The organism is Neobacillus sp. PS2-9, from assembly GCF_030915525.1.
Taxonomy (GTDB): domain Bacteria; phylum Bacillota; class Bacilli; order Bacillales; family Cytobacillaceae; genus Neobacillus.
This window is the reverse complement of sequence record NZ_CP133269.1, coordinates 526,296-552,458: the sequence shown is the minus strand read 5'-3', so window position 1 is coordinate 552,458 and position 26,163 is coordinate 526,296. Positions and strand designations below refer to the sequence as shown.

The following is a 26,163-nucleotide window of genomic DNA, read 5'->3' as shown; positions in this document are numbered from 1 at the left end:
TTTTATTTTATATTTTTTCCAATGATAGAGGCTCTGGAAACGGGACATAATACTGTTCCGCAAGCTTAATGAGTTCCTCTTCTACACTGGACGACAATTCAATTCCTGCTAATTGGCGCAGCTCCCTATCCCTCTTTCTTCTTTCCCCTGGGTACCTGATTTCATTCGTGCCCGGTGCTTTCGGAACTTCCTTCATCTCTGTTAACAGATGTTCGAGCGACTCAAAAAAGGTTGATAGGTGCATAAACTTTTCGATATCCAGCAATAGGAAGAAATGCCCCACATTGGCGTGTTCCGTTTCCGCTTCATTATAAATATTTTTCACATAAGGCCCAAAAGCAGCCCCAGTCAGAATCCCCGTTAAGATTTCTACGGCTAAAGCTAAAGCGGATCCCTTCGCTCCGCCTAATGGCAGGACAGAACCCCTTAATGCCGCTTTCGCATCATTGGTAGGAAGACCGTCTTCATCCATCGCCCACCCATCTGGAATAGGCTGTCCCTGTTTGGCTGCTAAAATAATTTTCCCCCTAGCGACAATGCTAGTCGATAAGTCAATGATCACGGGCTGATCGTTGCCCGTTGGAAACCCAAAAGCAATCGGGTTTGTTCCAAAAAAGGCATTTTTCCCTCCCCATGGTGCGATGCCTGGCGGCGAGTTGGTGAAACCGATACAGGCGAGGTTTTGCTCACAGGCCAGCTGACAAAAATAAGAGGCGGTACCAAAATGATTGCTATTTTTTATCGCAATGGCGGTAATCCCGCTTTGTTTCGCCATTTCTGTTCCTTTTAAAATGGCCTGATAACTAACCACATGGCCAAGGCCATTATCTCCATCTACCAGTAAAACAGATGATGTCTGCTCCGTTATTTTAATTTCAGGATTCAAATTAATCCTATGATCTTTAAACCGTTTGACGTAGATGGGAAGACGGCTGATTCCGTGGCTGTCCACACCTTCAAGGTTCGCTTTCACTAATGAATCTGCAGCCACAGAGGCATTCTCTTGGTTCATTCCCACGCTTACTAGCAGGTCTTCGCAAAAACTTTTAAGATCCAATTCACGATAGGTTCCCATTCGTAAAAACTCCTTCTTATAAAAAAGTGAACTCCCTACGCATAGCTATGTGTAGGGAGAAACGGTTTAAGCACTGCGATATAGTTTTGTCATGACAAATTCACGATGGCCTAATGCCTCTGCACAAGTAAGACGGCCATTGACTGTACGGCAAATCATTTCCATTAATTGATCCCCTGCTTGTTCCAGCGAGATGTTACGTGATAGCAAGCCTTGCACGTCCACGTCAATGTGTTCACTCATCGTAGCAGCCGTGATCGGATTAGCCGTAATCTTCACAACCGGTTCAATTGGGTTACCAATAATATTACCTTGGCCAGTAGGGAATAGGTGAAGAACCGCTCCACCTGCAGCCATCAAGGTGATACATTCTGCTGCTGCAGAAGAGGTATCCATGAAGTAAAGACCAGGGCCATTTTCTGGTTTGTCAGCAGGGTCTAGGACACCTACAACTTCCTTCGTACCTGTTTTTGCGATATTCCCCAAGGCTTTCTCTTCAATGGTTGATAAGCCGCCGGCGATATTTCCTTGAGTTGGCTGTGAGCCTAATAAATCTACACCTTTAGATCCAATTTCACCTACATAATCATCATAGATGGCCATGAATCTCTCTTGAAGTTCCGGTGTAGCCATCCGCTCGCGGATAATATGCTCACCGCCGGTTAGTTCAGAGGTTTCCCCAAAGAATACCGTCGCACCAGCATCAACCAAACGATCCACTGCCTGAGAAACAGTTGGACACGAGCCCATGCCAGTTGTTGTATCGGATTCACCACATTTAATGCTGATGGTTAAATCCTTTAATTCAATTGGTTCCCTTTGAAGTTCAGTGGCCCATTGAACATATTCCTTCGCCTTCCAGCTTGCTGCGCGGATCGTTTCAAAATCACCATTTCCTTCGATAGAAAAATAGGATACTGGTTTACCAGTTTCGGCAATCCCATCAGCGATTTTCTTCGTCCAGTTCTGTTCAATACCGATGACGATGACGGCTGCAACGTTCGGGTTAGAACCTGTTCCAATCATCGTTCTGAAATGCAAATCCAAGTCTGGACCATACTGTAGTCTGCCGTACGCATGCGGAAGAGCTAACGTACCTTGAACTTGTCTTGCAACAGCTTCACAAGCTGCGTTAGAAATATCATCTACCGGTAAAATAATCACGTGATTCCGAATGCCAACCTTACCATTTTCTCTGCGATATCCAAAAAGCTGTTGTCCCATCTCCTACCACCTCGCCGTTTTAATATTGTGGGTATGAACGTAATCGCCAATTTCCCACTTTTCTGTTGTTACCCCAACTTGCACTCCATACTTTAAAACTGGTTCTCCTTTTTCTAAATTAACTAAGGAGATTTTGTGGCCTAGAGGAATATCCCCTTTTGACACTACTGTTACATCGGAATTGTCATCCATATACACGCCGATGACTTTTTCTCCTTTTTGAATGGGAGTAGTAGCCACTCCTACATGATCGCCACGATGATGGATTAAAAATTTGTGAGTGCTTACATTTCCAGCCGCCTCTGGCTGTTGTTCCGTGAGAGTATTTGCTTGACTGTTGATACTCATTTGAAAGCCTCCTTTTTGGTTATGGTTGTGGTTTTGGTTGTTGCGGTTGGTGATTGTGGTTGAGTGACCCAACCAATTTCTATAACCTTATTAAAACACCTAATAACTGGATAGTCAACAATAATATTTTAATTTTCTAAATATTTTGTTTAGACAGTGCATAAGGAGCGTTCCCCATTGACTACTTTTATTACTTCCTTTGCAACTAATAACGAGGTTCTGATTTGAGATTCGTCGGTGAGTCCTGCAATATGTGGTGTGATTGTCGCAGTTTCGCAGGATAAGAGTTGATTAGATGGTGAGATTGGTTCTACTTCAAGGACATCTAAAAAGGCCCCGGCAATTGTTTGGCTATTCAGTGCAGTCGCCAGTGCCGGTTCATTTATGATGCCTCCTCTAGAGGTATTGATGATATACGCTGTTGGTTTCATCTTTCTCAATTCGAATTCGGAGATTAAATAGTGCGTCTGAGGTGTTAAAGGAACATGTAAGGAGATGAAATCGGACATGGTTAATACGTCATCTAAGGAGTTTTTAAGCTGGATTCCGGTTTCGGAAACAATGTGGTCGTACTCGGTGACAAATGGATCATAGCCAATGACCTTCATGCCAAAAGCAAGTGCCCGCTTCGCTACACGATGCGAGATTTCACCTAGTCCAATTAATCCAAGTGTTTTGTTGGCGATTTCGCCGCCCGTGAACCGTTTACGGTTCCAATTTCCGGTTCGAATATCTGCATCTGCTAGATAGAGCGGCCGGTTCGCAATTAACATGGCCGACAGCACATATTCCGCAACAGAGGTCGCATTCGCATGACGCCCATACACCACTTGAATCCCTCTTGCTTTCGCAGCTGGGATATCAATGTTATCCATTCCCACTCCCAGGCGGCCGACTACCTTCAAGCGGCTTCCGGCATGTAGTAATTCCTGATCCACCTTGGTTTGATTCCGAACAATTATTGCGTCGTACTCTTTGACCATCTGGAGTAGCTGTGCGCGATTGTTCCATAGACTCTCATCATAGTGCACCTCAAACCCTTGGCGAACTAGTTCCTCAATTCCTTCATTCCAAATTAGTTCTGTTATCAAGGCTTTCATAAATTGATTACCCTCCCTTGTTTATGGCTCAGTGACCCAACCACTATGATTATATTAAATCACCCGCGGCTAGTTTGGTCAATAGATGACCGGGTTTGAGAAGGGGTCTTTTCTTTTATTTTGGCTGTTTTTGCAAGATTAGTATTTATTTTCTATGAAGTCTCAGATTTTCGGATAGAAAGGCATTTGGAAAAAGAAAGGTTGTCCGGTCCTATCTTGATTCGGTCAAGGCTTGGCTTTGGTAAAGGAGCTCTGGCCGAATCTAACCTTAATACGGACAAGGTTTGGCTTTGGAGAAGGAACTCTGTCTGAATCCAACGTTGATTCGGACATGGTTTGGCTTTGGAGAAGGAACTCTGGCCGAATCCAACCTTGATTCGGACATGGCTTGGCTTTGGAAAAGGAACTCTGTCTGAATCCAACCTTGATTCGGACATGGTTTAGCTTTGGAGAAGGAACTCTGGCCGAATCCAACCTTGATTCGGACAAGGCTTGGCTTAGGAGAAGTAATTCTGGCCGAATCCATCCTTGATTCGGACATGGCTTGGCTTTGGAAAAGGAACTCTGTCTGAATCCAACCTTGATTCGGACAAGGCTTGGCTTAGGAGAAGTAATTCTGGCCGAATCCATCCTTGATTCGGACATGGTTACCCTTGTAATGAACCAAGCTGTCCGAATTTGCCTTTTATGTTAGAAAGAGCAACAAAATTTACGAAAAGACCTTTCATTTTTGTGGTGGAGCATACAAACCACCTTCACCGCAGTAAAGCAGCGGGGGACTGTCCCCCAATCCTGTCCCCCAATCAACCTCCCAAATACTCCCTTAATGCCTCAATAAATTGTTGCAAAGCCTTCGTTTGGTAAGGCGAATGAGTTAAGATAGAGAAATTCCGTTTAAACGGCAATCCTTCCACGTCAACAATATCCAAATAGCCATACATCAGTTCTTTTTTTATGGCCCATTGGGAAAGTAAGCTGATCCCTAGACCGGCCTCAACCGATTCCTTGATGACCTGTGTACTTCCAAACTCCATCACTTTCTTAGGGGTAAAATCCAAACTATCAAAGAGGTGTTCGGCAGCCTCCCTTGTTCCTGAGCCCTTTTCTCGTAAAATCCATGTCTCCTCCCCCAGCTCCGCTATTTTCCCCCTACGACCCTCTTTTAGCAATGGAAGCTGTGGTGAAGCTACAATGACCATTTTATCTTCAGAAACGATTTCTACATTGGGTACCTTTTCGTTAATATGCCCTTCTACAATACCGATATCTAGTTGGTGAGTTTGGACGAGGTCAATGATTTCTTTAGTATTGTGAATCTGAATCGTCGGTGTAATAAGCGGGTACTTTGCCTGCAGCCTAGCGATAATGTGCGGCAAAATGTATTCGCCAAAGGTATAGCTCGCACCAATCGCGATGGGTCCGCTCGCTTTGTTAGTGAGATCATCAATTAAATATTGCATATTGGAGTAGAGGGCAAGAATCTCTTTTGCATGATGAAAGACAATTTCGCCAGCCTTATTCAGACGGACAAATTTATTACTCCGTTCCAAGAGCCGGGCTCCAACCGATTCCTCCATGACTTTAATGTATTGGCTGACCGCCGGCTGGGTCATGTGAAGATCTTCTGCAGCCTTTGAAAAATTCCCCTTTTCCACAACCTTTACAAACACCTCTAAATAGTGATCCATGGTAACCCCCACTTCATGTATATAGATTTACTTATGATAACTATTATATATCATTATTTTCCTTATCAACAAAACGAGAGTAGGATGAAAGTACAAAATAAGTTGTGGGGTGATTGAATGAGTAGTCAATCAGCAAGAGCCTTATCTTCACACGAAATAGCTGGCCAGCAACAGCAGCAAAAAAAGCCAGAGCCAAAATCCAAAGCCGGTTTGTGGGTAGGCGGAATCGCTTTTACCATTGTCATTGCGGCTGCTGGATTTGCGCTTTCGGCCATACCGGGCTTTAACCGAGTCGGACCGATGGCCTGTGCGATTATACTAGCCATCATTTACAGGCAATTTTTTGGATATCCTGAAAAAATAAAGGCAGGAATCCAATTTTCAGCGAGATATTTCTTACGGTTTGCGATTATCTTATATGGATTAAAATTAAATGTCGATGTAATTCTGAACCAAGGTTTGGGGTTGGTGGTCCGGGATGCTGGAGTCATCGTCTTTGCGATTCTAGCAACGGTTTGGCTTGGTAAAAGACTGAAAGCGGATTCATCTCTATCGCTACTTCTGGGAGTCGGAACCGGAGTATGTGGGGCAGCAGCCATTGCAGCGGTAGCACCCATCATCAAAGCAAAAGAAGAGGATACGGCGATTGGGGTCGGAATCATCGCTCTAGTGGGCACCATTTTTTCCATCGTCTATACGATTATCCGCCCGCTTCTTCCCTTATCCGCGGTGGATTACGGGATCTGGAGCGGCAGCAGCCTGCATGAAATTGCCCATGTGGCTTTAGCCGGTGCGCCTGCGGGTCCCGATGGATTGGCCATGGCACTCTTGGCCAAGCTTGGACGTGTTCTACTGCTTGTTCCATTATGTTTTATTTTGATGTATTGGATGAAACGAAAAAGTGCAGATGCCGCAGGAGAAACAAAAGTTGATTTTCCTTGGTTTTTGGTGGGGTTCATACTCATGAGCTTGTTCGGCAGTTATGCTGTAGGCACGTGGGTCCCTGTACCAGCAGCCGTTCTAGACGGCATCTCAACAGCAACCACCTTTATCCTTACATCAGCCATGGTCGGACTGGGCCTAAACGTAAGCCTTCGTGACCTCCGAACAAAAGCCCTAAGACCACTAATAGCCATGCTGATCACATCTATCTTTCTGTCGGTTATTACCTTCTTTATTTTATAAGTATAAAAATGGTGCTCAGTGGGTCGATTCATCGATGCTTGAGCACCATTTTCTTTTTTGGGTATCATTTTTGCTGAAAACCCTTATTGAAATACATCTAATGGAGAACAGTGAGAGTTATTTGGGTTACAAAACCTAATAGACATACATAGAAAAAGGAGGAATCTCTTCTTACTCGTCAGTTTGCTCCATTTACTCGTCAAAATCGAATTTTACTCGTCTTTTTAACTAATTACTCGTCACTTTATCCAATTTACTCGTCACATTCCCCTTTTTACTCGTCAAACCTCTACTCGAAGGTTTTCACAGCAACAAAATTGGGGACAGTCCCCCGTCGCTGTAAAGCAGCGGGGGACTGTCCCCAAACTTCTTCTTCTACTAACACCTTACATATTTGCGTTTGAAACCAAGTCTCCCTTGATCGATTCCCTTTTGAATAATTTCGGAAGCATTCAGAATACTGCTTTTTTTGTTATCCCGCTTAATTTCCACTAGGCCTACTGCCTTTGCGGTTTCAACCGCCTTCTCATGGAGCGGCACATAAGAAACCCCGACTGTGTATATAAAATTATTCATAGAGGATTTCGTTCGTTCGGGAGACTCATGAATTGTGTTTTCCACCTGTTCAAGCATATTCGCAAGCTTACTCGAACTAAACTCCTCGTCCTTGCGATTACCCAAAAGCCAGCAGTAACAGCTCCAGCCAGCCGACATTCGAAGCTCTTCCCCGCTTGCGATCCATTTATCGGCAACAGCTTGTGCCAAATCGCTTTCTGCTAAAGTGACGGCAACCACATAATCAGAAAGCATATAAAAATACGCACCATCGATCCAACGATCAAAATCCGCCTCAGTCATTGCCTTGGGGTCCGCAATGATGCCAGCAAAATACATGGCATCGTAGTTCCCTGTGGCATAAAGCTGCTCGGCCAACGGCTGATTCTTCTTGATTTTCTTTGCCATCGGCTTCATTGCGCCTGTAGCCACGCCAAAAACTGGCTCGTGTGCCCCATTGCTTATGTACATCTTCTTACTTCGCTCCTTGCCGAGCGATTCCAGTTCCTGCATAACCATTTCGAAATTCATCGCTTTGCACTTCCTTCCTTAATATTCATCTCTCTTCATTGTGCCACAGCGACGTTATCGTGGCAAAAAAAGGGACAGTCCCCCAACGCTTTAAAGCGCCGGGGGACTGTCCCCAAAAAGACCTCAAACTATTACATTACCTTTTTCAAGTCTTCCTGCGTATCATTACTCTCGTCCTTGCTTGCTACATCATATTTTTCTGGATTTTTAGCGACCTTGATTAAGGCAAAGACGGTTAGTAACCCTAATATGAGTGCAGGTACGCCTCCTAGATTCGAAAGCATTTTAATCCCGTCAATCTTAGCGAAGCTGATCATGATCCAAGAAATAATCCCAATTGCAGATCCCCAAACCACTTTAATACCCAATCCCGATTCTGGGCTCTCAGGCGTAATTCCAGTAGAACTGATCCCACCCATGGCCGAGATATTGGAGTCGGATGCCGTAACGAAAGAGATAAAGACAACAAATAGATAGAAAGGTATAACTAAACTAGACAATGGTACATCAGCTAAAACCGAATATAATACGGATTCAGGTCCTTGGTTCGTTAAGATATCCCCAAGTGTTCCTTCTGTCATCTGCTTGTGGATCGCCGTCCCACCAAAGATCGTCATCCACAACGCACCAAAAGCAGACGGGAATACAAAGTTAACCATAATAAACGCTTTTACAGAATAACCATATGAAATTCTTCCTAAGAACAAGGCTGTAATCGCTGCCCATGCAAACCAGTTAGCCCAATAGAACACCGTCCACCACTGTGGCCACTGGTCTCCGGCTGCGGCTCCAGTAAATAAGCTTTTTTCGAAGAAATGAGATAAAAAGTTACCAAAGGATTCCGTTCCTAGATTAACAATATAAGCAGTCGGTCCAGCAACAAACATAAATAGAACGATGACAATATAAACCTTCATATTGATATCTGATAAAATTCGGATTCCCTTCATTAGACCGCTGGAAGCAGAAAGAATAAACGTCACCATAACCACGACAGAGATAATTGCCCAAAGGGTTGGATTACTAGCGATACCTGATAGGTAATTCACTCCACCCGCTAAGTTCAAAATACTGGTTCCCATGGCTGCTGCCATTCCTAGTGCCAATGTATATAAACATAAGGCATCAATGGTTTTTCCCCAGCCGCCAAATACTTTGTCGCCAAAAAGCGGTGCTAACGTGGAACTTAAGCTGAATGGTTTGCGCATATTATAATAAGCAAAAGCAAACATAAGTGCTGGTACACAATAAATAGCATATGGCGTAACCGTCCAGTGAAGATACATCGTTGACATCGAGAAAATAGCAGATGCTGGGCTATTTGGTTTAATTCCTAAAGACTCAGGCGGAGCCGTTACATGGTAGATTGGCTCAACAATTCCCCAAAATGTAACACCTGATGCAATCGTCGTACAAAGAGTAATTGCCAGCCAGTTTGACAACTTAAGCATCGGCTTTGCATTTTTTCCACCAATTTTTACTTTCCCCAGTGGTGAAAAATAGACCCCTACAACCGTTAATAGCATAATCAAGCCGCCTAAGCTAAATAACCAACCGACATTTGCGAGTAGCCAGTTATTAGCATCCGTTGCCATTTTAATAAAACCTTCCCTGTTAAAAAAGCTAAATAGAGCGGCAGCAATCAATAATAAAAACGGCGGCCAAAAAACGCTGTGCCTTAAATTTTTCATCCAATAATCCCCCTTGTTTTTCAAAAATTTAGAAATCTCTTTATATATTGTCGCCAGAACCTAACAAGCTTTCACACTTTGTACGTTCCGGCTTCTTGATGACTCTAATATAGTAAGATCTTAGTTGAAGATGGGATAAGTCAGCTTAAAAATTTCATCTGTATGTTTTCTTACCTGTTTAACGACCGTATCGTTCACGGTATTATAGAGCACGTGATTTTCGGGATTTGGTAAAAACGTTTTTTCAGTTTTGACCATTTGATTTGCCGCTTCATAGAAGTCACTATAAATAGATAAATGCTGACAGACACAAATCGCGGCTCCTAGACAGGCAACACTGCTGCCTTCGCGTCTATGGACAGGTAATCCATATAAGTCGGCAATGATTTGCATCATCAAGTCACTTTTCGAACCCCCGCCGATGACGATTACCTCATGTAACGTGACATCTATTTCCGCTAACATATCATCAATATTGTTTTTAATGTTATAGGAAATCGCTTCCAAAATTGAGCGGTAGATATGAAACTTGGTGTGTCGCTGATCAAACCCCATCATAATCCCTTTTCGATAAGGTTCAGATGGTGTCGATAACCAATCGAGAATCGTAATCAGGCCGTCACTGCCTACAGGCACCTCTTCTGCTTTCCTGTTCATGAATTCCTCTTCCGATACACCGAGCTTCCCAGCTTCCGTAACAAGCTCTTCACCGATCAGCTTCTTAAACCAGCTCACGGTCCACATCCCGCGGCGAATGCCATTGGATTCATACACATATTTAAAGGGAATACAGGCAAGCGTTGGGAAAAAATTCACTGCATTTTCCTTATATTCATTTCGTAACAACATCGACGAAATAAAGGTTCCAAGAGAAATCATGATGGTCCCATCATCCTTGATGCCGGAGCCCAAAGCCTCAACCGCTTTATCATTCGCTGTGGCTACGACAGGGATGTCCGGGTTCAACCCAAGCGCATCCGCTAGTTCACCACGAAGCGTCCCCAGCTTTTCACCCGGTTTGACAAGCGTAAAGACCATTTCTCTTTTCAAACCGTACGCCTTAAAAACTTCCTCATCCTTCGACCAATCAAGTGTTTCACGGTCCAACGGCCAGTGAACTTCATAATTAGCAGCCGTGTCCTTGAATTCCCCTGTCAATCGAAAGCCTAGATACCCGGAAGTAGTCGTTACATATTTGACTTGATCATCAGAATGAACATACGGTTTGTTCAAACGGGAATCCATCCAGCTGATTACAGGATAAGCTAGCTGGCCCTCTTCGTTTAACAACACCCGACAACATCTAATGGTACAAAGGCCAATCCCGGCAATCTCTTTCGGATTGCCGGTAAAAGTAGCCAAACAATTTTTTATCGCTCCATATACACTGTCCCATAAATCATCATCGGGATGGATGACGACACCTGGTTCAGGGGATAACGTTTCTTTTAATTGATAAGAGCCAAATGCAACCTCATTGCCTTCGAAATCATAAATGGCAACTTTCGTGCTTTGCGAGCCATTATCAATCCCCATTACATAACCGCTCATATAGCCAGCCACCTTATGTTATCCTTTGATATATTTTAGGCCTTCTTCTTGAGGGAAGATGGTGCCAAAATTCATGATGCCATTCGGGTCAAACGCTTCTTTTAATTTTTCTAACATATAGTAAGCAGAACCATGCTCTTCTAGTGTCCACTCGCTACGGTATTTTCCAATACCATGGTGGTGACACATCGAACCGCCAAGCTTTAAGGTTTCTTCAACAATAATGGCTTGTATAGGATGATGATAAATTCTCATTTCATCCTCTGGCGCACAATTAATATTGTAGTTATAGACAAAGTACATATTGGTTCCATTTAGATAACTATGGGATGAGTGGCCGCCAAGCATCGTGATATCTTCAATTCGGTCAAACTCTTCCCTTACTCTTTTCATGACATTGTGATAAATCTTGGTGATGCTTTCCCAGTCAGCGGATACTTCCGTTGTATAACCATCATGTTTATGATGCTGAATCATCGTTTGGATTTCATTGTCAATATGTCCTTGCGTCCAGTTCAAGTTGTTGAACCAATTTTCGATATATTGGTCTTCTACTTTTTCAACGATGCCATCCTGGAATATAGCCACCGCTTCTTCAATCGCTTCATTCGTTGCTTTGACTATCCCTTTTGGTCCTTCAGCCATAAAGATCAACACACATTTGTCTTTATAGAAGTGGGAAAAATGTTGTCTTGCATCTTGTTCGGAATAGACACGTGCCACCGATGGTCTAAAGCCGTTTGTAATGACTTCTCTTAAAATATGAATCCCTGTATCTACATCCTTGATTAAATAACCGTGGAAGACATTGTTTTCAGGGTAGTATTTAAAAATTTTCACTGTCACTTCTGTGATGTAGCATAACGTTCCTTCGTTACCGATGACAATGTGTCTAATATCCGGTCCGCCCGCTCTTCTTGGCACATTTTTGATTCTAGAAACATGTCCGTCTGGGAATACACATTCTAAACCGACCACCATGTCTTCAATCGCACCGTAAAGAGTGGAGAATTGACCAATACTTCTTGTTGCTAGCAACCCGCCAAATTGTGCTACTGGCTTTGACTGTGGAGAGTGGCCTGTTGTATAACCAATTTTTCGCAGCTCATCTTCTAAGGTTTGTAGTTTGACACCTGCTTGAACCGTTGCCTGCATGTTATAAGGATCGATTTTAATGATTTGATTCATTTTCGAGCCATCGATGACGACTGCGATTTCTTTCCAGTTTTCAAGACCGCCTTCCGTAGCTGTTTTCCCGCTTCGAGGAATCACATTGATCTTGTGCTTATTGCAGAACTGCAGAAGTGCCTGTACTTCTTCTGTAGAGTGTGGATACACAATCGCCATTGGCATCGGAACATCAAGAACTTTTTTTGCCTTTGCATATTTTTTATATCGGTCCGCTGCTGCATCATAGAGTGCTTCGTGATCGGTATTGATTTGTCCTACTGAAATAATAGACTCTAATTCTTTTACTAACTGTTCTTTCCGCATCGCTGTTTCTTCTTTGATTAATTGTTCATTTGTCATCGCTGCATTTCTCCTTTACGATCCATTTCTATCTTTCGTTATCGGACTAAATAGCCGCCATCCACATTTAAGAGAGTACCATTTACATAGTTGGAAGCGTCTGAAGCTAAATAAACAACTGCACCCATTAAATCTAAGATATTGCCCCATCGATTAGCTGGAATATGATCTAAAATACGTTGATTCGCCTCTGGATTCGCTCTTGTCTCAGCTGTAACCGCCGTAGCGAAATACCCAGGTGCAATTCCGTTCACTTGAATATTGAATTGTGCTAGTTCGTCACAATAGGCTTTTGTAAAGCCGGCTAAACCATGCTTCGTTGCTGCATAAGCTGGTGACCATTGACCTCCGAGGTAGGAAAACAAGGAACACGTATTAATGATTTTTCCGCTTTGTTGTGGAATCATGTACTTTGCCACTTCATGTGATAATTCAAAAGCTGCCGTTAAATTGATTGAGACCATTTTATCCCATTGAAGTCTAGTAAACTTTGTTACATCTGGTTCATTGATACAAATACCCGCATTATTCATGAGGATATCGATTTTCCCAAAAGTAGAGATGCATTCTTCCACAATTCTTTGGCAAGCGCCTTCTTGCGTGACGTCTGCAATCATGAGATGATACCGAACACCTTCTGCTTCTATGAGGTTTTTGGTTTCTTCATTGTCACCAGCAATGCTGACTGCAAAAATGTCTGCGCCAGCTTTTGCTAGTGCTAAAGCAAAGCCTTGCCCTAATCCAGAATTTCCTCCAGTGATGATGGCCACTTTTCCTTTTAAGCTAAAAAAATTCATTGAGAAGTCTTTGATATCAGCTTTTTGAGTTGTCATGTTTAACCCTTCTTCTTAGAAAGTTTTTAATATTATTAACGTTAATTTACTATAAACAGTTCCTTATGTAAACGATTTCTATAGAAAATTTTCTATATTTTTTAAAAACATTTTATATTGTGGAAAATTTTCCACTTTGATATACTTTCATTACAGACTATTAGGTGAAGCGAGGGAATGACCATAAATATAAATCTTAATAAATTAAATGACCTGGAGCTTGCGGTCCATAGCAAACTCTCTGAAATTATAAAAGAAAATGATCAGCTGAAAATTTTAGAGGCTGCTGATTATTGTCAGGTGTCTTCGTCAAAAATTTCCAAGCTAGTAAGAAAACTTGGGTTTGAAAGCTTTAAACAATACAAGCAATTTCTGAGTGGTCAGCCTATCATTCATGAAGATCGAAACATTTCTAGCGAACTTGAACGATTAAAAGACTTTATCGACAATTTTGATCCCACATTAGTGGATGAGTTTATCACCCTTTTTAAAAAGTACAACCGAATCGTTCTATTCGGCTTGGGTCCATCCTTTATATGTGTGGAATACTTTGCATATAAGCTCGCTCTTGTTTCTGGCAAAAATATTTTGGTGTCCCAAGGGGAAGATCATGCGCAGCATTTGGTGGATGAGGATACTTTACTAATTGTTTTTTCCGTAACCGGTAAATTCGCTTCTTTTGAAAATCTCTTCAATAGCGTGAAGGCTAAAGGGGCGGAAAGCTTGTTGATTTTGGAGGAATACGACAATACCTCAGCCTTAAAAGCAGATCATATCTTCTACTTAACCCAATCTGCTCAAAGTGAGAAGTTGTTACCGTATGAAAAAACGCGAACCGTATTTTTTATATTCATCGAAGAAATACTGGCAAAATTATTGGTGGAGCGAGATTCATAAAAATAATGGGGACAGTCCCCCACAGCTGTAAAGCAGCGGGGGACTGTCCCCATTTTTAATGTTAGATTGTTACTACACTATCAGAACTATCTACTACTTCCTTCTGTTCCTGTGATGAAAACTCAACTACTGTTCTGCCCACGTTGATGCAGTTGCAGTCATGGAAGCTGTCGAATGCTTGATTGATATCATCTAGTTGAATGCGATCAAGGATAAGCTCATCCAGCATAAATTTGCCATCGAGATAAAGCTGGGCAATGGTAGGGAAATCACGGTATGGTTGTGTATCGCCATAGAAGCTGCCCTTTAAGATTTTTCCTACACGGTGGAAGCCGCCAGCTGGCAAATTAACGGTCATAGCTGGGTTGAACGCGCCAACTACAACTACAGTACCTCCCTTTCTTGTTCCTTTCCAAGCACTTTCTGTTGCTCCTGTATGGCCGGAGCAGTCGATTGCGAAATGAACACCGTATCCACCAGTCAGCTCTTTTAACGTTTCTTCCGCATTTTGTTCGGCAACATTGATTGTATGAGTAGCCCCGAATTTTTTCGCGATTTCAAGGTTAGCCGGCTTCATATCACAGGCAATGATCTTTGCCGCTCCGGCAATACGTGCTCCTTGAATGGCATTAACACCGACTCCCCCAATCCCAAATACCGCAACGGTCGAACCTGGCGTTACTTTTGCAGCGTGAACGGCAGCACCGTAACCTGTCGCTACACCGCAACCGATTAAGGACGCTTGAGCAAGAGGCATGGCATCAGGAATCTTCACACATGAAAGCTCTGGTACAACAGCATATTCTGCAAAGGTAGACAATAACGAGTTGTGATAAATCGTTTCTCCATTTTTACTCAAACGAGAGGTTCCGTCCAAAAGCGTTCCTTCAAACATCGGACCGAAGGCTGTTTCACATAAATGAACATTCCCTGTTACGCAAAACTCGCACGTTCCGCAATAAGGAGCCCAGCTTAATGCCACCTTATCCCCCACTTTTACTTTCGTTACATTCGATCCAACCGCTGCTACAATTCCTGCTCCTTCATGGCCAAGAACGGTAGGCTTCGGCGTGGTTTCGTCTCCTAAAGCATTTAAATCACTGTGGCAGACACCTGTTGCCCCAATTTTCACAAGAACCTCATTCGCTTTTGGCTCTGCAAGTTCCACTTCTTGAATTTCTAATGGTGTTCCTACACCCGTCATGACTGCTGCTTTCATCAACATGTTCATTTCCCCCGTGTCCCCTAAATTTTAGTAAGCAAACCAAATCGCTTTTTGTTTTGTATAAGATGCCAGGGAATGAATCGCGTATTCTTTCCCCCAACCGCTTTGTTTCAGGCCACCAAAAGGACTGGCAAAATCATAACATCCATATTTATTTACAAAAATCATACCTGCTTGAAGCTTATTGGCCACACGGTGTGCCCTAGATACATCATTCGTCCATAGACCCGCACCAAGACCATAAATCGTATCATTCGCCATGGCAATGACTTCTTCTTCTGTTTCAAAAGGAATAATGCAAAGAACAGGTCCAAAGATTTCTTCTTGGGCAATCTTCATCTTATTGTCTACGTCTGCAAAAATCGTAGGACGAATAAAGAATCCGTTGGCATTTTCCCCTGTTAGATCACGCTCGCCGCCGGCTACTAATCTAGCACCCTCGCTTTTTCCACTTTCGATATAGCCTAAAATACGCTCCATATGGGCTTCAGAAACCTGGGCACCTTGATGACTTCTTGGATCGAATGGGTCTCCTACTACATAGCTGTTGGCTAGTTTCGCAATGTCTTCGACCACTTTGTCGTACACATCCACATGGGCGAACAACCGTGTAGGAGCCGAACATTTCTCCCCTTTGTGTGTGAACAACCCATAAAAGGAACGTTCAATCGCTTGATCTAGATTTGGTGGATCATTAAAAATAATGTTTGGAGATTTTCCTCCCAGTTCAAGTGAAACAGGCTTTAAGTTAGAGTCTGCTGAATTGTGGACAAGCTTCTTCCCAATATCTGTGCTTCCTGTAAAAGCCACTTTATCAACGCCCATGTGTGTAGAAATATTCTGTCCTGTCTCTCCATCCCCAAGGAGTAGGTTGATGACTCCCTTTGGTAAAAGGTTTGCTTCATCAATTAATTCGAACAAACGAATCACCGAAAAAGAGGTTTTCTCTGACGGTTTTAATAGGACCGTATTTCCCATCGCCAATGCTGGTGCAAGCTTCCATGCAGCCATATCTAAAGGAAAGTTGAAAGGAAGGATTTGTCCGCACACACCGATCGGATCTCTGGTTGTAATGCTTAGAAAATTCCCTTCAACCGGATTGTTTTCTCCATAATATTTGTCTGTCCAGCCTGCATAATATTCAAAAATATCGACGGCTTCACCTACGGCATCATGATAGGATTCCGTGTATAGCTTTCCGTTATCCAATGTTTCAAGCGTAGCAAGCTCCGCGCGATGCTGATCCATTAAATCGCTGATTTTGCGCATGATTTTGGCACGTTCTTTTCGTGACATCGTACTCCAAGGTCCATGTTCAAAGGCTACGCGTGCTGCCACTACCGCCTTGTCCACATCCACTTTTAAAGCGGCTTGGAAGGTTCCAACCACTTGGCCGTTGGCCGGATTGATCGATTCTATTAATTGATCAGACGAACTATCCACCCAATCCCCGTTGATATATAGTTTTTTGGTGGTCTTGAGCCATTCCTTCGCCCATTCCAGTTTCGGCTGTTCGATTCCTTCAAATACGTGACTATTCGTTGCTTGTGTCATATTCAAACCCTCCGTTTTGGATCAGATTTTTTATCTCTTCATTTCCTTTATCCTTTGCGAGTCGAGCGGCGGCTGTATAGCCTACCTTTTCTTTTAATTCCACCACAAGCGGGATAAAACTATTGGACAGCTCCTCACATCGCTCTCGATTCGCTTCGATTTCTCTAATACATTTTTCCGTAAATGTGACCAGTGCTTTTTCAAGCATCCCCATCGCATCTAATATGTTTACACCTGCTGCCCCTTCAAAGACGTTAAGACCTAATTCTCCATGTTCGAGAGTGGACTGCACAACACTGTCACAGCCAATCACTTGGAAACAGCATTGAATCAACGTCTCTGGTATGACAGGATTCACTTTTCCAGGAAAAAAGGAAGATCCAGCCTGCACAGCCGGCAACTGAATTTCCGCGAATCCTGCTTCAGGCCCTGATGAAAGGAGGCGTAAATCCTTAGCCAACTTGATCAAACAGGAAGCTAGTATGCGTAGTTCACTTGAAACCCTCGCTAGGTCATCGATATTTTGTGCAGCATCATATAAATTTTCACGGTGGGCAAGATCGATCCCTGAAACTTCACAGAGTTTGGATACTACTGTGTCCCGGTAGGCTTGCGGAGCACCGACCCCGGACCCGATCACCGTTCCACCAAGATTAATAAAGTGAAGTTTGCTAGTCGCTTCTTCTAATGAAAGTAGCCTCCGATTGATCACTTGACTATACCCGCTGAAGGTATCACCAAGCTGCACCCTCATCCCGTCTTGCAAGCAGGTACGAGCAATCGTGGTTACGTCCTGAAACTCAACTGCTTTTGATTTTATGGCCTCAATTAGTTGGTCTAACGCGGCAAAAAGCGGCTCAGATCTTTTCATGATGGCTAGCCTGATGGCCGTATGGCACACATCAGATGTCGACTGGGAAGCGTTTACTTGATCAGCGGGATGAATGGGAGAATAACTTCCTCTTGGAGTCCCAAACAATTCATTCGCCAGATTGGCAATGACCTCATTCATGTTCATATTGGTGCCAATTCCACCGCCGCCATGCAAAATATCGATAGGAAAATGCTCATGGTAATCACCTTTGATTAAGCTGTCGCAAGCAATCATGATGGCGTTTCCAATGATGTTATCAATAATTCCTGCTTCCTGATTGGCGAGAGCAGCCGCTTTTTTGACCAGCGCGAGCGATTCGATATACGTTGAATATTGGCTCAACGTACGACCAGAAAACGAGAGATTTTGCATGGTACGCACCGTCTGAATCCCATACAAGGCATCCTTTGAAATTTCCACTGCACCAAACTGATCTGATTCTTCCCTCATGAAACCATCTCCAAATGAATCTATATTTCTATTTGTTTTATATTTAATTTTGTTCACATCGTGAACATCTTGTTCACAATAAGAACTTTAATGTCATTGTAAAATGGAAAAACCTTCATGTCAAACACAAAATGAAACTTTTTTGAAAATATCAAAAACATTAGATTACGCTCTTAAACTTAAGCTATAATGAGAACTATGAAAAAAAATAATGAATTACAAAACAACGAAAAAAATAAACAAGAAAATTCATCCGTTCAAGCAGTTGGCCGTGCCTTATCCTTGCTGGAAATCGTCGCGGAGAGCATCCATTCAATATCCATTGGAGAATTAGTAGAAAAATCAGGTATGAATCGAACGACTGTCTGGCGTCTGATAGGAACTCTTGAAAGTTTCGGGTATGTAGAACGTGATCCGTTAACAAAAGGGTACCAACTTGGATATGCTGCCAATCGACTAGCTGCGCAAGCAACCAACTACGGTTCCCTCATCCGACGGGCACGTAACAGTATGGAGAAATTGAGAGAGGAAACACAAGAAACCGTCTTGCTGAGTGTACCTAAACATTATGGAACATTAACCGTTGATCAGATTGATCCCGAACATAGTATCAGACTGGTGGATTATGTGAATGCTTACCTCCCCCTTCACTGTACGTCTAATGGGAAACTTCTATTAAGCTTGCTCCCTCCTGAAGAACTAGACATTCTATTGGGACAACCGCTTGAACAAATGACACCGTTTACCATTACAAATCGGGATGAACTACTTGAAGAAATTCAAATGGTCCGCAGAAGAGGAATTGCGACAGCAGTTGGAGAACTGGATGAAAATGAAAACGGCATTTCCGCTCCTATTTTTGATAAACGTAAGAATCTGATAGCCTTTATTAGCGTATGTGGTCCAAACTTTCGATTTACAAAGGAAAAAATGACAGCCTTAACCGACCGCATCATCGGTGCCGCAAAAGAAATCTCAAAATATCTGGATTAAAAAAGGGGACAGTCCCCCGCTGCGCTAAAGCGCTGGGGGACTGTCCCCAAAATAAGCAATCTTCAACTCACAAAGTAGGATTGGTCATCAAAACTCCACCTATCTCGATTCAACTTATGTTTAAGTCTATGTAAGGCTCGATGAAGAGTGACTTTGACTTTGCCCTCATCACATCCTAGTATATCGGCAGTCTCAGCGATGGAATATCCTTTAATCTTTCGTAAGATAATAATTTCTCGGTAGGGTAACTTTAACTCCATTATCGCTCTGTGCAAAATTCGTGTTTTTTCCTTACGATCTAACACTTCTTCAGGAACCAGCTGATTCTGGTCAGGTAATGACAAATCTATTAACCTATCGACCTTTCTCTTTTTTCGATAATAATCAATAATCACGTTACGAGCAATAGAATATAACCAAGTCTTATAAGACGACTCTCCCCTATAATTGGGTAATCCGCGGTAAGCATTAATAAACACTTCTTGTGTTAAATCCTCCGCTTCCTCTTTACATTTCGTCACAAATAAAATATAGCGGTAAATAATAGGGCTATATTGATGAAATAGTTCCTCCAAAACAGATTCTTGCAACCCCATTTTGATGTCCTCCTTCACCTATCAAGCTATCAATTTTGAAAAAAATCCTTAATCATCGCTTGAAGCTGCTCAGGTTGTTCGACCACCGACCAATGACCGCAGTTATTAATTTCCCTTACCTCAATATGAGGGATATAGTTAACTAAGACTTGTTCCAAGATTTCAGGAGTAATGATGTCCTGGTCACCTTGTGCAACCAAAATTGGGATGTTACTAAGCTTATTAGCATCCTTTGAAACATCATAGTTTTCCGTAATGTCTTTTCCTATCCATTCATTTACCCTGGCATTTGATTGGGTTTTCGTCTTTTTCGTTAAACTTTCAGGCGAGTACACATAATACGGATCGATGATTTTAAAAATCTCTGCCACGTCAACCTCTCCCCGGTCCACTTTAGGTGATAACTCTTCCAGCCTTATCCTTTCATCCTTTGTTAATCGGTTCAGCAGTTCTTTTTCAAAACGAAAATATCCATCCTTTGTCGCACCAACCGCGGCTGTCATAAATAGTTTGTTCACATGATTAGGGTATTTGGCGGCATATAAAAGGGCTAACATGCTCCCCCAAGATTCACCAATGAGATTAAGTTTATCTATTTTGAAAAATTGACGAAGAGCCTCTAACGTTTCAACCTCTCCATCCATCGTATACTCCTCATTTATTGCATTTTCTGATTGCCCGCATCCTCTTTGATCATAAAAAATCAGTGTAAAGTATTGAGATAAATCTTGTAAATGAGGTAAAAAAAAGCGATGTTCCCCACCTGGTCCACCATGTAAAAAAATCAAGGGTTCCCCTTTTCCTATGATTTTGGCATATATCTTCTCATTTCTAACCGTAATATACCTCTCTTCTCCCAAACGAATCCCCACCTTTCTTTTAAAATAAACCGACTGGATAGTTTATTTAAATTAATTATATCCAATATTTTCTAAAATGTATAGTGAAAGGTGAACCAAAGGGACGGTTGTGTGGTCTTAACCAAGACTAGCAGCATCCCTTTCACCCTACCTTTCGTCATTTCTTTAACAATTTCCCTATAGGCTATACTAATTAATCATTTAGTTAAAACGAGCATAAACTCATTTATATGGCTATTTTCATCACAAATGGGATAAAAAATTTGTCGGCCATTTTTCTTCCTATTCAACAAAATAGTATTACTTTCTATAAAATCGACTTATTTCCCTTTTCTCCCCCTAATTCGATAGTAATCAAACGTTTGGTTAGTAGTAGTTAAAATCCACGCTATCATTGGTTTCTTGCTAAAAAAACAGCAAAAAAATTGTCGATACCAGGCTGCATCTACGAGGAAAATACCCAACTACTCGGTCCCTAAAGGTTTACTATGACTTACTAAGCAGGTTTATAGAATACAGGAATAGAATAGTTTATTAAAAAGGTAGCTGCCATGGATACGGAAGAAAAAAGAGCCTGTAAAGTGATTACAAACCTAGGAAACTATCAGGACACCAAACACCTACATTAGCATATCGTTTACGGAACACCATTATGATAGCTAGGAAGAATATTGACAGGAGGTAGGTTTAAATATGAATGATCAGTATTATGTTAGCTGGGGTACCTTAGCACTAATCAATGCTGGGTTAGCTCAAGGCAAGAACAGAAGTGGATTAAATTGGTTCTTATTATCCTTACTAGTAGGTCCCATTGCCACATTTATTATAGTGGTCTGGGATAAAAAATAATGTAAGTTTCGCCTTTCTAGACTAACGGGGACGTTGATCCAGCAGGGATGAAAGCTTTTTTAATGGAGTAATAGAGGTCCACAGGGATAGCCCCCCATCTCTTTAAAGCGACGGGGGACTGTCCCTTGGTCCTCGTCATGGTAGAAATGGAAGAACAAGAGGCGGAAAGATATGAATAGATTAATTATAAAACTATTTGTGGTAAAATTTAACTGTACTATTTTAGATAGATTGAGAGATGAGGGATGATAAGTGGGGATTGATTTTCACAGTAAGAAAAATGGCATTACTTATACAACTCGAAAGGCTGACAATTCATGGATTAAAGCCATAAAAGACCTTGTACCAATCGAGAATATTTCTAAGGCTTTGGACATTGGATGTGGTGGAGGAATTTATTCCAAGGCATTATCAAATATGGGAGTGGTTTCTGTTACTGGTGTCGATTTTTCCGAAGCAATACTTGAAGGGGCAAGAGTTAACTGCAAAGAATATAAAAACATATATTTTAAGCAAGGAAATGCTTTGGATACTGGCTTAGAAAGTAACAATTTCAATTTATTGCTTGAAAGAGCATTGATACATCATATCGAGGATCTACAAAGTTGTTTTAACGAAGCATATAGATTGTTGAAGGACGACGGATTTTATATTATTCAAGACCGTACGCCTGAAGATTGTTTATTGGAAGGTAATGATAACCATATAAGAGGGCATTTCTTTGAATTCTTTCCAAGATTAATTGAAAAAGAGACTAAACGTCGACACAAGAGTCAATTCGTAATCGAAACCCTTAAGGAAGTTGGATTTAGAGAAATTCAAGAAGTTAAGTTATGGGAAACAAGAAAAGTGTATGAAGGTAAAGAGCAATTACTTAAAGACTTAAGCGAAAGAACTGGAAGAAGTATTTTACATGAATTAGATGATAAAGAATTAAAATTATTAATAAATCGTATAGATGAGTCTATTTCAACAAATAAAAACATAGTTGAAAAGGATAGATGGACAATTTGGAAAGCCGTTAAATAGCTTAGAAATTACTTTTGTTTAATTGCAGCATCGCTTGGTGATATTTTTTAGTAGTGTAAGAACAAAAGGCGGAAGCGCCTGCCCAGCCCCGACAGGCAAATGTTCTTCGGCGGGAAAAGTCCGCCTTTTGACTTTTCTTGCCGAAGGTTATTTGACCCGAGGGGCTAGGCGCTGGAGCTAGATTCAGACTACTAGTTCTGTTATCCACACTCGGACCTTTTTATTATTTCCTAACCAACAAAAAAAGCTAACATGGAGTGTTAGCTCTTTTTATTAGCTTACTTTGTGATGATTAGCCTTTCTAATCAATTTACCTCCCTCAAAAAATCTACCATTCCAAGCGTTTTTTTAATGTTTACCTTTTTTAGTTAGAACCCGTTAGGTTCTAATTTCATTACTGCACCAAAATAATGTTGGGCTGTGGTAAAACTAATGAAGGCACAAAGCTCACTAATTTCATTCTCAGAAAAATACTCGTTTAATATTTCAAACGCGAAATCTGGGACCATTCCTTTGGGGTATTTCAAAAATACCTCCGCAAACCCTACTGCAACAGATGTACTTTCATCAAACGTACCAGGCTCAGGCTTTCCTTTTGCTTTGCAATACTCACATCCATTGCTTTGTGCCAAAGTTCTTCTAACTTGCTCTTTTAATTTGGACGACAATAGCCCGTCTTGTTCTAATGCTTCTCCTAAATCAGACCACGCCTCCATAACTTTTGCATTATGACCCAATAGCTTTTGAAAAGCTGTTTTCCCAAAATTTGATTGATTGATTCTTGCCATTTACATTACCTCCTTGTTATATTAAATATAAAGGATAAATCGTATAAATTACATTAAATTATAAATGGTTTTTCGTTATATATTTTAAATAATTAACAAAAAAGAGAGGAATTCATTTAAAAATGAAAATTGATGATATTGATAAAAAAATAATAGTTGAATTATCTAAAAACAGTCGTTTATCAATGAGCGAACTCGGAAGAAGAATTAATTTATCCTCTCCATCCGTAACTGAACGAGTAAGACAAATGGAGTCATTCGGAATAATAAAAAAGTATACTTTAGAAATTGACTACGAAAAACTAGGACTACCTATTCAATGTATAATAGAGGCAACGGTAAAAAATGGGGACTATAAACGATTTAAGAATTACATAGAAAGTCTTCCTAATGTTGATTTTTGTTACCGAATAGCGGGTAATGCTTGCTATATGCTTAAAATGCAATTTGAAAATTTTTCTAAAGCAGAAGAGTTCATTGACACTGTAAATCCATATGCTTCAACTGTTACACATTTTATTTTTTCAGAAGTCCAGACAAATTTGAACGTTAATTCACAGTGATCCATTTCACGATTAAAAAAGTTCATCAATATTTTGACGAACTTACTTAAGAAATCAGTTAAATTTCTTCTGCAAGGACTGTTTTTTCATTACTAATTAATGTTCCAACTTTTTCCCCCAGACAAATTCTTTTCATGACTCTCTTTTCATTAAAATCAAATATATGTACAGGTATAGCGAAGTCTCTAGCAAGTAATAACGCTGATTGATCCATAACTTGAATATGGTTTTTTACTACATCATCGTAGTTTAAATTCTGATACAATTTTGCATCTGTTGTTAATTTCGGGTCCGAAGTGTAAACTCCATCTACACCTTGCTTAGCTACAAAGATGGCATCACTATTCATTTCAATTGCTCTTTGTACACTTGGATAGTCTGTTGTCACAAAGGGTTGCCCATTTCCTCCGCCAAAGATGACAATATACCCTTTTTCCAGATGGTGAACCGCTTTTAACCGTATATAAGGTTCAGCAACAGATGGGGCAGGTACAGAAGTCATTACTCGTACTTCTTTATCAATTTTCGACTTTAACACTCCTCTTAGCATTAAACTATTGATAATGGTACCCAATGTACCGATATTGTCCGCTTCAACCCGATCAATTCCCCATTGAGTTGATAAATTACCTCTAAATATGTTTCCACCCCCGATAACAATAGAAACTTCAATACCAATAGAGGTTAATGAAATAATTTCATCAGTTATATGTTCCAAACTTTCAGCACCAAAGCTATCCCCATTTTCACTTGCCAAAGCACCGCCACTTATTTTTATCAATACTCGTTTATACATCACTATTTACCCCCCGTATTTTATAAAGGTGTCGAAACCCAAATCTTCTATATAATATCAAAAAATATTGAGTATTCAAATAATTTTTTGAACTAACCTAGAAAATGGCGTCCTTAGTACCCTTGTATTATTAAACTGCCTAAATCTATTTAACTGCTATTTCTTTCTGATATTTTAGTTGTCCCTGCTCATAGATTAAGGCAGGAATCTGAACCCGGTAATTTTTAAGAGTACTTCTTTCTATTGGGATAATAAAAGCGATCTTTCCTGATATTTGTTCTTTGGGATTCAATTTACGGTCATCAAACGACGGGTTTTGAGACTTTAAATACTTATAATATCCAGGATTCAAATCTGCTGTCCAATTTCCCATAAGCAACCGATAATTACCAATCTTGATGAACTTTGGTTTATTGCCTTGGTTCTGAATCTTCACATCAATAATGGCATAGGTTAAGGCCGGTTTGAGGGTTTTAGATTCATTTGGCAGCTTGTTTTCATAGGACACCTTGTCGATCGTAGTAGCTATCCCTCCAGATACTACTGGTTCCCCAAGAGTAAACACCTTGATATTATTGGGCTTGTTTAATAAATCAGTTTCTCTCTTCTCAATGAAAAAGATAAGACTACCAATGAGATATAAGAAAAGCAAACAAAACAAAATCAATAACTTCACTTTCTTTGTCATTTTTATTCCCAACCTCATACGGTTTGTTTTGGTTTGTTATGGCTAATAATTTTCCCATTTTCAATCATAAACTTTTCATCAGCAATAAAATCCAATTCTTCTTTATCATGACTTGCAATGAAAATAGTTTTTCCACGTTCCTTTAAGTTTAGTAGCAGGTTTCGAACCATTAATATACCTTTTTCGTCCAAAGCGTTTGTAGGCTCATCTAAAACGATTATATCTGGATCTTCCATAATTGCTTGGGCTAATCCTAATCTCTGTTTCATTCCAAGCGAATACTTTTTAAACTTGCGTTTATCTTTTGGGTCAAGCCCTACAATGCTTATGGCTTCATATATATCGTCAACCGTTACCCTCTTCTGGATAGAAGCTAACAGCATAAGATTTTTTAAACCTGTATATTGAGGAATAAAACCTGGGTATTCAATTAAGGCACCGATATTTCTTGGAAATGAAATGTCTTTCCCAATTATTTCACCATTGATTACTATTTCCCCTTTTGAACAAAGAATTAGACCGCAAATAGCTCGTAGGAGCATCGTCTTCCCCGACCCATTCTTTCCTTGAAAGCCATAAATTTTTCCTTTGTCAAAATCTAAAGTAATGTTTTCTAAAACATTAACACCCTTAATTGTTTTAGTTACATTTTTAATATTTACATAACTTTCAATCATTGTTTTCGTTCCT

General features: G+C 41.0%; 25 protein-coding genes and 1 pseudogene. 7 read left to right on the top strand and 19 right to left on the bottom strand.

The annotated features are described in order from the left end of the window. Nucleotides 1-7 precede the first annotated feature (7 nt). From RCG25_RS02815 to RCG25_RS02795, 5 genes are all read right to left on the bottom strand, one after another. Nucleotides 8-1,075 carry an Ldh family oxidoreductase gene (locus RCG25_RS02815; protein WP_308082163.1) on the bottom strand — a complete coding sequence of 356 codons (1,068 nt, stop codon included), beginning with the start codon at nt 1,073-1,075 and terminating at the stop codon, nt 8-10. A gap of 66 nt (nt 1,076-1,141) precedes the next feature. Beyond that, nucleotides 1,142-2,299 (bottom strand): UxaA family hydrolase, encoded by a 1,158-nt coding sequence (locus tag RCG25_RS02810; protein WP_308082162.1) that lies wholly within the window; start codon nt 2,297-2,299, stop codon nt 1,142-1,144. Between the two features lie 3 nt (nt 2,300-2,302). Continuing rightward, a complete protein-coding gene (locus RCG25_RS02805; protein WP_308082161.1) occupies nt 2,303-2,647 on the bottom strand; it encodes a UxaA family hydrolase in 345 nt (114 codons plus the stop codon). Between the two features lie 149 nt (nt 2,648-2,796). Then, nucleotides 2,797-3,747: a hydroxyacid dehydrogenase gene (locus RCG25_RS02800; RefSeq protein WP_308082160.1), complete on the bottom strand. Its 951-nt coding sequence runs from the start codon at nt 3,745-3,747 to the stop codon at nt 2,797-2,799. An 803-nt stretch (nt 3,748-4,550) separates the two neighbouring features. Continuing rightward, nucleotides 4,551-5,435 carry a LysR family transcriptional regulator gene (locus tag RCG25_RS02795; RefSeq protein ID WP_308082159.1) on the bottom strand — a complete coding sequence of 295 codons (885 nt, stop codon included), beginning with the start codon at nt 5,433-5,435 and terminating at the stop codon, nt 4,551-4,553. Between the two features lie 117 nt (nt 5,436-5,552). Between RCG25_RS02795 and RCG25_RS02790 the strand changes: the two genes are divergently transcribed. After that, nucleotides 5,553-6,620 carry a YeiH family protein gene (locus RCG25_RS02790; RefSeq protein WP_308082158.1) on the top strand — a complete coding sequence of 356 codons (1,068 nt, stop codon included), beginning with the start codon at nt 5,553-5,555 and terminating at the stop codon, nt 6,618-6,620. 378 nt (nt 6,621-6,998) lie between these two features. Here RCG25_RS02790 and RCG25_RS02785 read toward each other — a convergent pair whose 3' ends face one another. The 5 genes from RCG25_RS02785 to RCG25_RS02765 all read right to left on the bottom strand — a co-directional run bounded on the left by RCG25_RS02785 (nt 6,999) and on the right by RCG25_RS02765 (nt 13,311). After that, complete coding sequence (locus RCG25_RS02785) at nt 6,999-7,706, bottom strand: DNA alkylation repair protein (RefSeq protein WP_308082157.1); 708 nt, start codon at nt 7,704-7,706, stop codon at nt 6,999-7,001. 131 nt (nt 7,707-7,837) lie between these two features. Beyond that, complete coding sequence (locus RCG25_RS02780; protein ID WP_308082156.1) at nt 7,838-9,397, bottom strand: BCCT family transporter; 1,560 nt, start codon at nt 9,395-9,397, stop codon at nt 7,838-7,840. Nucleotides 9,398-9,517: 120 nt separating this feature from the next. Continuing rightward, a complete protein-coding gene (locus RCG25_RS02775) occupies nt 9,518-10,948 on the bottom strand; it encodes an FGGY-family carbohydrate kinase (protein ID WP_308082155.1) in 1,431 nt (476 codons plus the stop codon). An 18-nt stretch (nt 10,949-10,966) separates the two neighbouring features. Beyond that, complete coding sequence (locus RCG25_RS02770; RefSeq protein WP_308082154.1) at nt 10,967-12,478, bottom strand: FAD-binding oxidoreductase; 1,512 nt, start codon at nt 12,476-12,478, stop codon at nt 10,967-10,969. Nucleotides 12,479-12,516: 38 nt separating this feature from the next. Next, complete coding sequence (locus RCG25_RS02765; protein WP_308082153.1) at nt 12,517-13,311, bottom strand: SDR family oxidoreductase; 795 nt, start codon at nt 13,309-13,311, stop codon at nt 12,517-12,519. Nucleotides 13,312-13,488: 177 nt separating this feature from the next. Here RCG25_RS02765 and RCG25_RS02760 point away from each other — a divergent pair, with 177 nt between their 5' ends. Beyond that, nucleotides 13,489-14,208, top strand: a complete 720-nt coding sequence (locus RCG25_RS02760; RefSeq protein ID WP_308082152.1) for a MurR/RpiR family transcriptional regulator — start codon at nt 13,489-13,491, stop codon at nt 14,206-14,208. A 61-nt stretch (nt 14,209-14,269) separates the two neighbouring features. Here RCG25_RS02760 and RCG25_RS02755 read toward each other — a convergent pair whose 3' ends face one another. Genes RCG25_RS02755 through RCG25_RS02745 form a run of 3 tightly spaced genes read right to left on the bottom strand, consistent with a single transcriptional unit; the run spans nt 14,270 to nt 18,311 of the window. Continuing rightward, the gene (locus RCG25_RS02755) at nt 14,270-15,439 is read right to left on the bottom strand and encodes a Zn-dependent alcohol dehydrogenase (RefSeq protein ID WP_308082151.1); all 1,170 of its coding nucleotides are present in this window, start codon (nt 15,437-15,439) and stop codon (nt 14,270-14,272) included. A 21-nt stretch (nt 15,440-15,460) separates the two neighbouring features. After that, nucleotides 15,461-16,987, bottom strand: a complete 1,527-nt coding sequence (locus tag RCG25_RS02750) for an aldehyde dehydrogenase family protein (protein ID WP_308082150.1) — start codon at nt 16,985-16,987, stop codon at nt 15,461-15,463. After that, the gene (locus RCG25_RS02745) at nt 16,968-18,311 is read right to left on the bottom strand and encodes a lyase family protein (RefSeq protein ID WP_308082149.1); all 1,344 of its coding nucleotides are present in this window, start codon (nt 18,309-18,311) and stop codon (nt 16,968-16,970) included. The genes RCG25_RS02750 and RCG25_RS02745 overlap by 20 nt, the downstream gene beginning before the upstream one ends. A 198-nt stretch (nt 18,312-18,509) precedes the next feature. On the opposite strand from RCG25_RS02745, the gene RCG25_RS02740 reads away from it, so the two are divergent. Then, nucleotides 18,510-19,304 (top strand): IclR family transcriptional regulator, encoded by a 795-nt coding sequence (locus tag RCG25_RS02740; RefSeq protein ID WP_308082148.1) that lies wholly within the window; start codon nt 18,510-18,512, stop codon nt 19,302-19,304. A 62-nt stretch (nt 19,305-19,366) separates the two neighbouring features. Here the strand turns inward: RCG25_RS02740 and RCG25_RS02735 are convergent, their stop codons facing one another. After that, nucleotides 19,367-19,900: an RNA polymerase sigma factor gene (locus RCG25_RS02735; protein ID WP_308082147.1), complete on the bottom strand. Its 534-nt coding sequence runs from the start codon at nt 19,898-19,900 to the stop codon at nt 19,367-19,369. A gap of 29 nt (nt 19,901-19,929) precedes the next feature. Further along, nucleotides 19,930-20,760: an alpha/beta fold hydrolase gene (locus tag RCG25_RS02730; RefSeq protein WP_308082146.1), complete on the bottom strand. Its 831-nt coding sequence runs from the start codon at nt 20,758-20,760 to the stop codon at nt 19,930-19,932. Between the two features lie 533 nt (nt 20,761-21,293). Between RCG25_RS02730 and RCG25_RS02725 the strand changes: the two are divergent. From RCG25_RS02725 to RCG25_RS02715, 3 genes and pseudogenes are all read left to right on the top strand, one after another. Next, nucleotides 21,294-21,389 (top strand): annotated as a pseudogene (locus tag RCG25_RS02725) (HIT family hydrolase); the annotation flags it as partial. A gap of 64 nt (nt 21,390-21,453) precedes the next feature. Beyond that, nucleotides 21,454-21,609 carry a hypothetical protein gene (locus RCG25_RS02720; RefSeq protein WP_308082145.1) on the top strand — a complete coding sequence of 52 codons (156 nt, stop codon included), beginning with the start codon at nt 21,454-21,456 and terminating at the stop codon, nt 21,607-21,609. A 252-nt stretch (nt 21,610-21,861) separates the two neighbouring features. Next, the gene (locus RCG25_RS02715; protein WP_308082144.1) at nt 21,862-22,638 is read left to right on the top strand and encodes a class I SAM-dependent methyltransferase; all 777 of its coding nucleotides are present in this window, start codon (nt 21,862-21,864) and stop codon (nt 22,636-22,638) included. Between the two features lie 368 nt (nt 22,639-23,006). On the opposite strand, the gene RCG25_RS02710 is transcribed toward RCG25_RS02715, so the two are convergent. Beyond that, nucleotides 23,007-23,426 carry a carboxymuconolactone decarboxylase family protein gene (locus RCG25_RS02710; RefSeq protein ID WP_308082143.1) on the bottom strand — a complete coding sequence of 140 codons (420 nt, stop codon included), beginning with the start codon at nt 23,424-23,426 and terminating at the stop codon, nt 23,007-23,009. A 122-nt stretch (nt 23,427-23,548) separates the two neighbouring features. Between RCG25_RS02710 and RCG25_RS02705 the strand changes: the two genes are divergently transcribed. Next, the gene (locus RCG25_RS02705; protein WP_308082142.1) at nt 23,549-23,989 is read left to right on the top strand and encodes an Lrp/AsnC family transcriptional regulator; all 441 of its coding nucleotides are present in this window, start codon (nt 23,549-23,551) and stop codon (nt 23,987-23,989) included. Nucleotides 23,990-24,047: 58 nt separating this feature from the next. On the opposite strand, the gene pyrH is transcribed toward RCG25_RS02705, so the two are convergent. From pyrH to RCG25_RS02690, 3 genes are all read right to left on the bottom strand, one after another. Next, on the bottom strand, nt 24,048-24,785 hold the full coding sequence (gene pyrH, locus RCG25_RS02700; RefSeq protein ID WP_374121030.1) for a UMP kinase: 738 nt from the start codon (nt 24,783-24,785) through the stop codon (nt 24,048-24,050). Between the two features lie 145 nt (nt 24,786-24,930). Next, nucleotides 24,931-25,473 (bottom strand): DUF4352 domain-containing protein, encoded by a 543-nt coding sequence (locus RCG25_RS02695; protein WP_308082141.1) that lies wholly within the window; start codon nt 25,471-25,473, stop codon nt 24,931-24,933. Between the two features lie 14 nt (nt 25,474-25,487). Further along, nucleotides 25,488-26,150 carry an ATP-binding cassette domain-containing protein gene (locus RCG25_RS02690; RefSeq protein ID WP_308082140.1) on the bottom strand — a complete coding sequence of 221 codons (663 nt, stop codon included), beginning with the start codon at nt 26,148-26,150 and terminating at the stop codon, nt 25,488-25,490. Nucleotides 26,151-26,163 lie beyond the last annotated feature (13 nt).